5 protein-coding genes are annotated in these 13,921 nt (G+C 56.8%); all 5 read left to right on the top strand.

The features are described 5' to 3' along the window. Positions 1-58 precede the first annotated feature (58 nt). On the top strand, positions 59-2,422 hold the full coding sequence (locus tag ACZ889_RS24755; RefSeq protein ID WP_476257909.1) for a hypothetical protein: 2,364 nt from the start codon (positions 59-61) through the stop codon (positions 2,420-2,422). Further along, positions 2,419-5,259, top strand: a complete 2,841-nt coding sequence (locus ACZ889_RS24750) for a hypothetical protein (RefSeq protein WP_476257908.1) — start codon at positions 2,419-2,421, stop codon at positions 5,257-5,259. The genes ACZ889_RS24755 and ACZ889_RS24750 overlap by 4 nt, the downstream gene beginning before the upstream one ends. A gap of 90 nt (positions 5,260-5,349) precedes the next feature. Continuing rightward, entirely contained in the window at positions 5,350-9,339 is a 3,990-nt protein-coding gene (locus tag ACZ889_RS24745) for an RHS repeat domain-containing protein (RefSeq protein ID WP_476257907.1), read from the top strand. A 204-nt stretch (positions 9,340-9,543) separates the two neighbouring features. Further along, on the top strand, positions 9,544-11,562 hold the full coding sequence (locus ACZ889_RS24740) for a hypothetical protein (RefSeq protein WP_476257906.1): 2,019 nt from the start codon (positions 9,544-9,546) through the stop codon (positions 11,560-11,562). Positions 11,563-11,699: 137 nt separating this feature from the next. Continuing rightward, on the top strand, positions 11,700-13,898 hold the full coding sequence (locus ACZ889_RS24735; protein ID WP_476257905.1) for an autotransporter outer membrane beta-barrel domain-containing protein: 2,199 nt from the start codon (positions 11,700-11,702) through the stop codon (positions 13,896-13,898). Positions 13,899-13,921 lie beyond the last annotated feature (23 nt).

Below are 13,921 nucleotides of genomic sequence, written 5' to 3'. Positions count from 1 at the left end.
CCCGACTCTGTGTATCCAACAAGCATAGAAAGATCTGTTGTCAACGGAGAATAGTTAAATGAGCAAGCAATCGTTGGACGATTTTTTGAAGGAAATGGCGGCGGAGTCCAAAACGCTTAGATGGGACGTGATCGCTGCGTTTGACCGTGACAAGACCAACTACCTATTGTTGCAAGAGTATATCTCTCGCTTCAATACAGCATCGATTATTCCGCCTTACGATAGTTTTGTGGGGACGTCAGGTACTGTGCATTATTTGCGCGATGTACAATTCGACTCACCGCGCCTGCGGTTTGAGGGGGCCACCCTTACCGATGGACGAGCCCGCTGCATGATGCGAGCTGTCGGGGGCATTGTTTACGAGACCTCAAATACGCAAGGGATCCAGCGCGCCCAGATTAAACGTTTAGGCTTTGTTGATGGCCTTGTCGGGCCTATCATGACGATGACTATTTTTTTAGTGAATGCGCCTGGACATGTGACCAATGAGGGCTCGGTGGAGCTTGACCTGGCAGGCAATGGAGCCACGGAGTTTCTTTTCACCGGCGTCGATACTCGATTCGAAGAAGGTAAACTGGGCGCACACCTTCTTGAATGGTTTAAAACACTGGAGGATTCCCAGAAAAAATTCACGTTGGGTGAGTTGCGCCCGAACCCCGAGGACGCTTTACAACCTGGGGATTTTCGAGTTTTGACGCGGCCGGCGCGCGGTGCGGCTGTACGTGGCGCCGATAATTTTGGTGATGGTGAGGTGCTGCTGCTCATTGGTTTGGATGACAGATCTGGTGACATCCCCTCTGGGGAAGGCAGCTTGCCCTATTTTTTGCCGGAGGGTTTTTCAAGTAATTTGGTTATTAGTTTTGAGCAGGTCGTCAGCCGTATGCTGCTCAAGACGATAAAAGGTTTAAAAATGTTCGAGACGCTCGAATATCAGAGTGTCGTCGCAGGAAAGTTCATGCGGTACGAGGCTACGAAAGGGGGGGTTGATAGTGAAAGTAAATTACCCATAGTTATACCTGGGACGGGGCCGGTCGCGGGGGTAGAGGGTGTTGAAATTCCCTTTGTCAGTCGCGACCCATGGTCTTTCTCGTTGGTCAATGGTGCGATGGAGATACGGTGGGCCGGCCGTGTCGAGACGCGGGGGCTTGCGGCCGAAACAGTTTTTTCAGCGGGCGGGTGGATAGAGTATGAGTATGAAGCTACCGTTCTGATTGACTGGAACTTAAAGTGCAGGTTCACTCCAGTGCTAGATAAAGATCAGGCCGGACGCTCTGTGATCCGGATTCAAACTGACGTTGAGAAACAATTCTCAACTGAGACCCAAGGCGGAACGGGGCACGATGATCTAAAATCGGAGTTGGACGCTTTCCTCGCAACGTATGAATTACCTGTCATGCGGCTGGAACAACTTGCTGAGGAACTCGAAGACGTTTCACTTTCCATTGACGCGTTCCGTCTCAATGGCCTTCTGTTCGCAGACGATTCGGTGGTGGAGCCTCGCGTCATTTATCAGCCCGGTGACTTAACGGCATTGGGCGACCTGGCCCCGAAGCTGACAACCAACCGACTGTCTAACAATGAACCCGTCGTGGTGGCCAATGGCACCTTTACCTTCGAGGTGATCCCTCCCTTGGAGGGCGTGCAATGGTCCGTGGCCGCGCTGGAGGGTGACCCGACAGGTGAAGAATACGTGGGGGCAATCGAGAACGGTATCTATCGAGCCCCAACGGCGGCCAGTTTCAACTTCGCTTACCGGCGAGTGATTGTAACGGCCAGCAAAGGCGACTGGTCCGCCAAGGCCATGGTCCATGTGGTTGCCTCTTCGGTTTCGGTATTCCCTATGGTCAACACGGTCAACTTGACCCTACCAGGTGACCCTGATGCAGGGTATGTGGTCTGGGCCGGTAGCGCCAACAAGCAGGCACTTGATTGGACTCTCTCCGGCAATGCCGGCGGTAGGTTGGAGCTGGATGAAAATGCCGACGTTCAGGATGCACGCGTCTATTACGCCCCAATAGAGTTCCCGGATGATAGCAATGAGGAGCTGGACCAAGCGATTCGCATCGACAGAATAGAAGTCAAACAGGGCGACGGTCCACCAGTCGTATGCGAAATGTTTCTTCCAAAACTGGCCACACCCAATTGCTTCTTCAAATACACCGAAGAGGAGGATGGAATACAATTTTCCTTTTGGGCGACAAAAAACGACGGCAGCGAGATGGAACTGTCGCCTGTCAATTGGTACAAGCTGAGTGGTAAGGGTGACTTGAGCTCGTCTGGAAAGTATACGCCGCCGGCTGCCGGGGGGGAGCATTATTTCGCCGTGGCTGCGTTTTATGACTACATCATCCCATTTTGGAACTTCGTCATTATTCCACTCCCCCTCGCTCCATCAGTGAGCTTGCAGGAGCGTGACCTATGAATCCGTTCTCTACATCGGCGCTTTTACAGCGGTTAAGTGAGGAAGATCGGTTCTTCGGCTGGGGTGCCGTGATGGCGCTCAGCCGCAAGGCGTTGAATAGTTCGCTGCAGGACCACTACTTGCAGTCGTTGGGCAAACTGACTTATCTCGAGCCTTTTGATGATGCCTTCTCGATCAATGAAGGCAGTGAGCAGATAATCGAGATCGAGGGGTTGGTCCTGGGCGCTGCACAGGTATCGTTCGAGGGCGCTGTGTCGACAGACCGGCTCGTCACCGTACGCATGAGCCTGTTGGCTGGGGATTTCCGCTACCGACTGCAGCTGGCCGGCCAACCACCTCGTTTGCATCGCAGCTTCACTCTTCGCGAAACACATGGCTACTACCTGGAGGCGCAGTGCAAATTCGAACTGCGGTTAGACCCGATCAGCATGAAGCAAGAGATCGTGATCGACATCGCCCAGGCCAGTCGTTATGTCTGCAACCTTGGTTTAAACAACTACGAACGCACCCAAATTGGCAAGCGCCTGGGCCAGTGGTTGGCTCGACAGAATGAAGAGCGCAGGGTTTTGAAAATGGGCTCGTTCAACTTGCGCAACTATGAGCCGTTGGACCTGCGCAAGGGGGCCTTGATAACCCTTCCCGCGCCATGGGCGGCAACCCCAGGCTTTGAGGGTGATGGTGCACTGGTAGTGTTCATGCAAAAAGGCGTGGACTTCAAGGGGGGTAATATGCCGTCGCAACCCTACCCTTATCCGTTGCCCAATGAAGCCAGCACCGACGTCATGCTGCTTACGCCACCCATTATGCAGGAACTCCAGCTGGGCGAGCCCGCCGATGTAGTGCGCTCGTTAGCGCTGGGAAATGACCGTAGGGTGGCCTTGAGTGAAACCCACCTGCTGGCTGATGCCTCGGTAAGTTTCGGGGCGCTGGCGCGTGGCGCGCTCAGTCGTGAAGTGCAGCCTGCCATCTCCACGCTGGGGGCTGCTATGAAACAGCCGTTCGCTATGTCAGGCGGCAGCGGGGGGGTTGAATGGCAGGCGCGCAATTTATTCCGTCCGGGGGCGACGGGCACGATGAATGGCGGCCTTTATCAAGCGACTGCCCGGGAAAGCTTCGCCAGGCCGACACAGATGATACTGGTGACGGGTCATGCTTTGGACGATGACGAATCCTTGGTTGCATCCGCACTCGTGGTGGAAACCGACAAGCCCCTGACCATTGCCCCACAGACCGTGAACTGGTCAAACGGTGACGGGCCCATCGAGTTCGTCGTGAGCGGTAGTGCGGCCGTAGACTGGTCGCTCGAAGGCGAAGAACTGGGTAAGTTGGATAAAAACGGGAACAAGGCGACATTCACCTACACGGCACAACACACATCGGGTATTCAGCGTCAGCGAATTCGTGTGAGGTACGAGAACGAAGGTATTCAGTCGTCCGCCGAGGCGTGTGTGGTCATCGTCAACTCATCCGCTGCCGTATACGTTGAGCCCTTTCATGTGCCCCGCGAGAACGCGCAAGCACCCATTCAGTTCTCTCCCTTGAATTGGCGCGAGGCATTGTTGGCCGCGGGTCAGACGCCACCAGCCACCCTGCAGGAAGCTGAAATTGAATGGACAGTGGTCGGCGAGGGTGAGATCACACCTGACGGGCTGTACACCCCACCGCTCAAGCCGGAGTCTTCAGCAAGCGTGGTGATGGCAGACTTGATGGGCATGGCTTTCGGGTACGCCATTGTCGAACATGGCGAAGATGGCATGGGTACTGGCACGCGGTCGTCAATCGCATCAGGCTGGAAGGCGCTATCGAGCTTCACGCTCAGGACATTATCGGCGCCTAGGTGCTTCGCCAACGGCATGCAGCAAATTCAGGTGGAAGTTAGCATTATCACCGAACAGGGGGATTCGATTGTTGAACCGATCGGCGAAGACGATATGCGAACGTTCGGTTTTTATCTGGAAGGAGGCGGTCAGTTAGACTTCGTGGATGAGGGTATCGAGCCAGGGGATAAGCCAGAAACCTGGGTGGTGCGCCGTACAAAAAACCCGAAGTTGAAAACGCAGCCGGGGGGGGTTCGGGGGGGCGCACCTGCGGAAGAACAAGGCGAGTTGATCAGACACTTCTGGCTCCAAACCACTGCTACGCAGGACGTCACTATATACGCTCAGTTCAAAAAAGCGGGATTGGGCGGGCAGTGGCAACACTCGCAAAGAATAAGTCACCAAGATGGCGAGGTGAAGGTAACAGGCATCATGCGGCCGGGTGTTGCCATCGAAGCTTTTGACTGGTCTAAGCAACCTGTTCGGGTCGAGCATGAAGGCGCGGAGCATGGGGGTGATACGTTCAGCTATAAAACCCTAACGGTAGACTACTGGTATTTGAAACATCTCACGAGGGAGCTGAATATCATCTACTTCGTGGAGATAAAGGTCGAGACGGATGATAACCTGTCAGTGATGCGCTGGGAGACCGAGGAATACGAGGACGCGCTGTGCAGTTACAGCGGCTACGTATTTGGAAACTCGAACGAAGAGATGATTTATGATCCCCAGCTGGTTCTCATGTCAGCACATCGTGGTGTGCCATTGAAGGCATTGCACCTGAATTATGCTCCCCATGATAATGCCTTGATGATCAGCCTGACGCGGATAATAAACTTCCCTTTTCGGCACCAACTGGAGCATCACCCTGACGCCTTGTACGATTTCGAGGAAGAAGTGCGGCCTACCCTATTACGTCCGTTCAAGTTCAGTCTGCTCGATCAGGAAGGCAACCGCCATTATCTGAGAGTGATGTATGTCGGGCTGAATCGCAACCATTTCATGCTTGATCTGCAGTAGCCGCTAGCTGAAGCCGCATAGCTGAAGCCACAGGGCGGTGGCTTGCCTTGGCAAGCCACCGCCGAACATGAATTCCCAGAGATCAATACGATGACAGTCACATCGGTTGTGCATTCCAACGCCTTCAATTTCATGAGTTTCATCAGTAACAGTGTCGATCCGCGTACGGGGCAATATACGGTTACACTCAAGTTACCCACTGTGCCAGCCAACCATTTACAGGGGCCTGAACTGCCTGTGCAGCTGGCCTTCAACCCTTTGAATACCGAAGACAGTGGTTATGGCAAAGGCTGGAACATGAGCCTCAGCCAATACATGCCCCTGACCCGCACCTTGTATTTGTATACGGGCGAGCAGTTCGTCGTTTCCAGCATCACTAGCCAGCCGGCGGTCATCGATGAACAGAAACTCGTAAGTTTCAAGTTTTACCGTGACGACGACAATAATTATCGGGTGGTGCACAAGTCTGGCCAGGTGGAACACCTGCGTGTCCGCTCAAGTAATGGCAAACCGGTGGCGCTGCCCCATCGTGTCTATGCACAGAGTGGGCATTGGGTCGAGTTGGACTACACCGATCCACCGGACACCACTCACAAGTGCCTGAAGTCCATAAAGGACATGGCCGGTAAATCCTTGCTGGAGGTGGAATACGTTAACCGCGACCGTTACAACTTCCATGTGGCCACCCGAGCGAAGACCGGACCGTCACGGGCGACCTACTCGGTGCAACTGGCCGGGAGGGACGTCAGGAAAGTGGTACTGCCAACCCAGGACCAAGGCAGTTGGCGGTTTGACTACCTCAAGGACCCGAGCACGCAAAACATGACCTGTCTGCAGCGCGTGGCCGCGCCGACCGGCAGCGTCGAGACCATTACCTATGATAATGCCGGCCATCGGTTGCCAGCGGGTGCGCCTGTCGAACGGCTGCCGCGGGTGAAGCGCCACGTGCTTGACCCTCAGGGCGGGCAGAAGTTGATCGAAACGGAGTATACCTACAGCGCCGAGAACTTCATGGGCGGGAACAGCTCAGCCTCTTGGAGGGAGGGGGAGGACAACCTCTATCAAGTTGGCGCGTCGTACGTGTATTCCAGCACCGAGCAGTTGGTTGTACAAGATGAGGTCGTGCGTCAGATCGTCCGCACGTATGACCGCCATCATCTGATGACCCGGCAGGTAACCGAACAACTGGGTGACGTGCTCGATTACGACAAGGCCGATGCACCCGAACAGCAATGGTACGTGACGCAGACCACTACAGCCTACCACGGTAACGCGGACGTAGAATTCGCCCTGCAACCACCTTACTTCCAGCTACCCAAGCAGATTACCGAGCAATGGCGAATGCGCCACGATTCGACGCGCCAACGAAGCGAGGTGCGCGAATACGGCTATGACGATGCCGGCAACCAGACGCTGGAAGTTCAGGCCAATGGTGTGCGAACGGTCAGCGAGTACTACCAGCCTGGAGACAACGAGGAGGATTGCCCGCCAGACCCGCACGGCTTCGTACGGCACTTGAAAAACCGCACGGTCTATCCATCGCCCGGGTTCGAGGCTCAACCACCGGCGCCCATTTTGCGCACGAACTACCGCTATGGCCGTCACGGTTCGGTTTTACCGTCACGCCAGCGAACACTGCGGCGAAAGGTGGGGGAATATTGGTTGCAGCCCAAGCAGGAGAAGCTGATCGAGCTGCCAGCCAATGCGTGGCTGTCGATGCAAACGACCGTGCGTGACACCACGTTCGAGTACATCGCGAACCCCTCTGATTCGCTGCTTCACGGCCGAGTGCAGGCTCAGACAGTCGTCATGCATGGCAAGCCAGAGGCCATGACTTTGACTGAATTCGAATATGACACCCTCGACAACAGTACCGTGCTGGAAACGCTGCAGACAGTGATCGGCTTCGATGACGGTGAGCCGGTCGAGGGCGAAGCGGAGCCGCGCAACTCGACCAAGCAGATTACGCTGCGCCAGTGCGTGCTGATCAACCAGCCGCTGCTCAATCTCGACGACAACGAGGTGGAAATCGCATACGAATACGACGAGTTGAGTCGAGTCACCAAGGAAACCGTTGCGCCCAGAGAACCTGAGTACACAGCGTCGCGAAGCTACAGCTATACCCTGGTGGCGACCGACGGGCAGCTGGCGCGACAAACCGAAGTCGACGTCAAAGGTGTGGCCACGCGGGCCGAGCTCGATGGGATGAGTCGGGTGGTCAAGACCGAGCGGCATGACGCTGACGCCCAGGATGAAAAGCGCAAGGTCGAATTCCGTACCAACTACACCGCCGACTACGATGTGTTCGGCAACCTGGTGAAGGAAGTGCAGTTTGACTGGATGGACGAAATCGATCCTGACAACCCAGGCGGACCGGTAACGCGCATCACCTTGGAATTGCCCAAAACCATCAAGTATGACGGTTGGAATCAACAGTACGCCGAGATCGGTGCCGACGGCGTGATGATCGTGGAGCGAACCGACCTGATTGGTTCATCGCCCAGTGCGCAGGCACTCGCCGTCGACAGCCCACGCAAAGCGCCCCGGCATGCCAATGGGCCGCACCCAGGCCAGGCGCTCGCGGACGGCCCGCAGGCATTGCGCACCAGCTGGAAGCAAACCCCCGATGGCAAGATCAAGGGGGGCAAGACGATGCAATGGCTCAACACCTTCGACCACCCGATCGAAGAACAACGGGTGGATACCACAGGCAAGCGAATCAGCCGCCATCGGTACTTCTACGATGGCCTGGGTCGCAACGTGCGGGAGATCGATGCCCGTGGTGCGACGGAGCGCTCGGTGTACGACGTGTTTGACCGCGTGGTCGATAAAATATTGGCCGATGGCAGCACGGTACATCGCGAGTACGCTCAGCACAGTGGTGAAGACTTGCCGACCAGTATTGCGGTAAATGGCAAGCTGTTGGGTGAGCAGCGTTTCGACGGCCTGGACCGCATGATCGAGTCCAAGACCGGCGGGCGAAAGCGAGTGATGCATTACCTGCCGGGCCACCGCCAGGCAAGCTGGGTGATCACCCCGCGCAATGCACGGATCGACTACGTTTACAAGCCGCAGTTGGGTGAGGAACCCACCCAGCGTCGCGTGAGCAACAGCGACCTCAACTTCATCTACAACTCCTTGAATGCACGCCTGGAAGAATGCAAGGAAAATGGCCAGACGGTGCTGCAGCGTGATTACTTCAGTACGGGCAAGATGAAAGTGGAAAAACGCACGGTGCGCGAGGACGGGGCGGAAGCCAAGACCTATACCATGCAGTACAACTACAGTCTACTCGGTCGGGAGCTGGCCTATGTGGACGTATTGGGTGGCGCGCAGATTTACACATATGACTCAACGGGGCGTTTGATCAGCACCGAGCTTGGCACCACTCAGGCGCAGTTCGAGTACGACGAACTGGGGCGCACGAAAAGTTATGTGACCACCGACGGTGCACAGCGCCTGGGCACCTTCTTGACCTACGATGACTTCGACCGCGAAATCGAGCGCCGTTTCGAGTTGCAGGATGAAGTCCAGGTGCTCGAACAAGAGTATGACGCTGCCGATGCGCTCACCGAACGCCATTTGAAAACCGGGGACGGCGCCACCCTGCGGCAGGAAAACTACTGGTATGACGTGCGTGCACGCCTGGAGTATTACGAATGTGAAGGTGAGCTGTCGCCGGTTGATCACTACGGCAAGGTCATAGCTGCACAAGAGTTTACCTTCGATGAGTTGGACAATATCAAGTTCCTGGACACGTGGTCGCCCGATGGCGCGGGGGGAGAAGATCACAGTAGTGTGGAATACTTATTCGGCAACCCCCTGGACCCAGCACAGTTGACCGGCATAACCCGTGCCGGTACCACCGTCGAACTGCATTACGACGGTGACGGTAACCTGACCAATGACGAGCAGGGGCGCACACTGACTTACAACTCCCTGGGGCAATTGGAGCGTGTCGATCTGCCGGATGGTGAGTACGCATTGTACGCTTACGATCCCCTTGATCGCCTGGCTAGCCAGGGCGCGAGTGCGCTGGCGGCGCCCACGGAGAAAGAGCAGGCAACATCATCTGAATAAGCGGTTCCTCACCTGCACGGTGGCTGAGAGGCATCTTGGCCACTGTGCAGGTTTTTTGTTTTTTATAGGGCGGTAGTGCCTATAACGCGCACTGTCAAACTGATAAAAATGCCAGTTGTAGTTGTAACTTGCGGCGCGTTCAATAGTGTTCATCGGCAGGTTTGTGGTGGCTGGTTTCGGCCCCTGACTATGGAGATGATCGTAATGAAAAGTTCGAGGGAAGCATTCGCGGAAGCCCAGCGAGTTCGCCGGGACGCGCGTAAGGTTCGCAAGGCGCCAGTGATCAAGGCCGGGCCTGGTGTGGATAAGCCTGATGATGTGCTGGCGGATCAAAGTGACTTCACAGTGAAGGCATCTGTGTTGAAAGACCCGGCCAAAGAGCTTGCCATCTTGATTAAACCATGGCTTCTGCCATCGCCAGCCGATGGTGAGGATGTCCTGAATGTCTATCACCGTATAGGAGAGTTCGAGCAGGAGATCTTCTCCGGAGCCTTTAACACGGACCATCAGGATGATTTTCCGCTTCGAGTGGTACTGGCCAAACACGAGGAGGAATACGGAGCAGATGGGCAGCACCAGTTGATTTACGAGGTCATTCCATTCCACACGAATATCCCAGAGCGTTCCGATCCGTTGACGCTGATCTTCGACCGCATGCCTCCGAACCTGGACAATCCACCTGACGCGGTGCCCCCTATTGTTGAAATAGTTGATGGCAACGTGAATTCGGTCATTGCCAATCTTCCGGATTACCCGGACCGTGTCCCCAAGGATGTTGTCTACTATTACTGGCTCGACCGTGTGCCCGAGAATGTTGACAACATCCCCCCGGTTGACAAGGTCGAAGTCACCGCCGCAAATCAGAGCCTTCCCATCCCCGATACGCTGATCAAGGCGGGCGGCGACGGTGAGTGGTTCGTGGTGTACGTGCTTGTGGACAAGGCCGGTAACATCAGTCGAGTGTCCAAGCCGATGTCGGTTGTCGTGGCATTGGGGGCGATGCCGGCGAACCTCAAGTCACCTGAGGTGCCATTGGCTGCCGATGATCTGATCGATCGACTGGATGCCAAGCAAGGCGTTCAGGTGCATGTGCTGGAATACGATAACTGGAAGTCTACCGACGAGATCAGCGTGAGCTGGGGGGCGACGCCACTCGAAAAGCGACCGATTGGAGAAGGGCAGAATTTCCCTGTGGTCTTCAGCATCGACCCAACGGTGCTGAGGGGGGAGTATGACGAGGGCGCCCTGGGTACCCAGGTTGTCAAGGTGAGCTATGAGGTCTTGCGGGGTGGGAAACCGCGCGGCACCAGTTCGATAAACGTCAAGGTCAACTTTGAGACGTTCGGGCCGGTGGCCCCTGGTCCCGATCCAGACCCGGATTGGCCAGACCCGATCAACTCGCGGCTCCCCCTGTGCAGTGTATACGGCGCAAATTCGAACCAGGCAAACGAGTTGCTCCCCGTGGATGACCGTCTGAACGCGACGTTGAAAGTCGACTTGTATGAGGGGCTGGAAGAGCATGATCTCATGGAGTTCTACTGGGGCAATACCCACATCACGCAAGCTGACTACCAGGTGAAGGATACCGATAACGCGGGTGACACTATCACGGCGGAAATTCTGTGGAGCTACATCCAGAGAACCGGTAATACCACCGTGCCCGTGCACTACGAGATTACCCGAGCTGGCGTTCCGAACAAGCCCACCTCCAAGAATCAAAGTGTAGTGGTGAGCGCAGTTCTGGTGCATCCGGACGCGCCTGAGTTTCAGGGTGTGAACCCGTCGACGGGGTGGCTGTCCTGCGAGGCGCTTGTAGACCCTGATAATCCGAGTTTGCCAGCGGCGGTGAGGGTCAAAGTCGCGGACCTTAGTCAGTATGGCCTGAAGGAAGATGATCAGGTGACAATGTACTGGAAACTGCTGCATGCCCAGTCAGGAGATGTGGTAGTTCTAACTTGGGATGAACCGATTACACTCGGACCAGAATACTCACCCAACGGCTTCACTTGGCGGGTTGAACCGTACGAAGATTACATCCTGCCTCTGTATGACTTCGATACGGATGTGCACAACGGGCGCGCGTATTGCTGGTACGAATTTGAAGATCCTGCGCTGCGCGAACAAGGTTTGAATGCGTTGATCGTATCTGAGGTCATTGAGCAAAAAATTGCCATGCATGGCGCGTTCGACCCATGTCCCGTAGTGTTCAACCGCCCCAAATAATTAGCTGGCGCCTCATTGCAACGATGAATTCAGACTTTTCTGACATAACCAGTCGGCTGGTTTGAGTAGATTTGCCGTCTTTTCTTGCGGCCTGCCCAGCTGGGTCGCGAGTTTTCCAGCAGAAGAGGTGTTGCCCAATGTCCCCAAGCAGTTATCGTCCTGTTGCCCACACGACGCAGGCATTGGCCTGGGCCGTGTTCGCGCCCCTGGCGCTTGCACTGAGCCCGCTGGCGATGGCCACGACGCCGGTCTCGGGGGAGCGGGTGATTGGCCCCTCGACGCCAGTCGACGACTACCTGTTGAGCGATGGCGCGTCACTGACCGCCACGGGCGCCACGATCGACTATGTGGTAGCGCGATCGAGCTCGACCTTTAGCATGACGGGCGGCTCGATCAACGCGACCGGTGCCCACGACGGCGTCAGACTGATGGCTGGCAGCAGCGCGACAGTGCAGGGGGGCGCTTCGATCAAGTCGGACCTGTACGGCATCCGCCTGTTGCAGGACGGCACTGTCGGGGCTTCGGCGCTGGTCACCGATAGCCATGTACAAGGGGCCAGTGGCGGGGCCTATGTATCCTCGAACTCGGCCCTGACCGCGCTGCGCAGTACCTTTGTGGGGGACGGTAGCCGAGCGGTGGTGGACCTGTTCGGTAATGGCGAACTTACCGCGCAGGACAGCGTGTTCACCGGCGGTGGCGCGGGCATCCGCTTGTTTGGCGATGCCGCTGGCGGCACGGCGCAGGTGACCCTGGTGAATAGCCGAGTGGAAGGTTTGACGGGCCCGGCGATCGTCGTGGGCAGCGATACGTTACCGGCGGCGACGGCGGATATCGTGGTTGGCCCGGGCTCGACCCTGGTGGGTGGTGACAATGTACTGTTGCAAGTGGCGGGCGGCTCGACGGCCAACATGCGCGTCGATGCCAGCCAACTGCTTGGGGATGTAGTCGCCGAAGCGGGTTCCACTGCCAACTTGACCCTGGAGAACCAGGCCAGCCTTACCGGCCGCCTGGAAAATGTTGCAGGCCTTACGCTCAACAGCCAGGCACGTTGGAACATGGTGGAAGACAGCCAGGTGGGGAGCATGGCGATGAACGGTGGCTCGGTGCGTTTTGGTGAGCCAGGGCAGTACCAGCGCCTCACCCTGGGCACGCTGAGTGGCAACGGTACTTTCATCATGGATGCCGATTTTGCCAATGGCCAGACCGACTTTCTGGAGGTAGGCACCGCAACCGGCAGCCACACGTTGCAAGTGGGCAGTAGCGGCAACGAGCCGAGCGAGCAGAACTCGCTGCACCTGGTGCATGCAGGTGCAGGGGATGCGAGCTTTTCGTTGCTCAATGGCTCGGTTGACCTGGGCGCCTTCTCCTACGAACTCGCGCAGCGCGGTAATGACTGGTTCCTCGATGGTTCGCGCAAAGTCATCAGCCCGGGGACGGCGGCGAGCCTTGCCTTGTTCAACACCGCACCTACCGTGTGGTACGGCGAATTGAGCACGTTGCGCACGCGCATGGGCGAGTTGCGAATGGATGAGCGCAAGTCGGGTGGCTGGATACGCACCTATGGCAACAAGTACAACGCCACGCCGGCTTCGGGGGCGGCCTACTCGCAGGTGCAGCAGGGCATATCGTTGGGCGCCGACGCCCCCCTACCCTTGGGGGACGGGCAATGGATGGCCGGTGTACTGGCGGGTTACAGCAGCTCTGACCTGGATGTGGCGCGGGGGGCTTCTGCAGAGGTTAAAAGCTATTACGTGGGTCTGTACACAACGTGGCTGGATGCCGCCAGCGGTTATTACTTCGATGGCGTGGTCAAGTTCAACCGGTTCGATAACAGCACCGAGGTCAACCTGAGCGATGGCCAGCGCAGTGATGGTGATTTCAACAACCACGGGCTCGGCGCTTCGTTGGAGTTCGGTCGTAATATCCCGCTGAGCGATGGGTACTTCGTCGAACCGTATACGCAGTGGTCGGTGGTGAGCATCGAGGGCGCGAGCTATAGCCTGGACAATGGTCTGCGGGTCAAGGGCGGTGACACCCGTTCACTGCTGGGCAAGGCGGGAGCGACCGTGGGGCGCAACTTCGACCTGGGTAACGGGCACGTCGCCCAGCCCTATGTGCGCCTGGCTTATGCCCATGAGTTTGCCACTAACAATGATGCCAAGGTCAATGACCATCAATTCGACAGCGACCTGGCAGGCTCCCGGGGGGAGTTGGGCGTTGGCCTCGCCGTATCGTTGGCTGAGCGCTGGCAGCTGCATGCCGACTTTGACTACAGCAACGGTGAGCGGATCGAGCAGCCTTGGGGCGCTAACGTCGGTTTGCATTACAGCTGGTGATACTGAACAAGGGAAAGCGTTGC

It is taken from the genome of Pseudomonas sp. TE3895 (assembly GCF_056278855.1).
The sequence above is the reverse complement of the archived record's forward strand: the minus strand, read 5'-3'. Positions and strand labels throughout refer to the sequence as shown.

What these genes read in the sequence shown, in the direction of transcription:
- ACZ889_RS24755 (WP_476257909.1), top strand. Translation starts at nt 59, where the DNA reads ATGAGCAAGCAATCGTTGGACGATTTTTTGAAGGAAATGGCGGCGGAG.
- ACZ889_RS24750 (WP_476257908.1), top strand. Translation starts at nt 2,419, where the DNA reads ATGAATCCGTTCTCTACATCGGCGCTTTTACAGCGGTTAAGTGAGGAA.
- ACZ889_RS24745 (WP_476257907.1), top strand. Translation starts at nt 5,350, where the DNA reads ATGACAGTCACATCGGTTGTGCATTCCAACGCCTTCAATTTCATGAGT.
- ACZ889_RS24740 (WP_476257906.1), top strand. Translation starts at nt 9,544, where the DNA reads ATGAAAAGTTCGAGGGAAGCATTCGCGGAAGCCCAGCGAGTTCGCCGG.
- ACZ889_RS24735 (WP_476257905.1), top strand. Translation starts at nt 11,700, where the DNA reads ATGTCCCCAAGCAGTTATCGTCCTGTTGCCCACACGACGCAGGCATTG.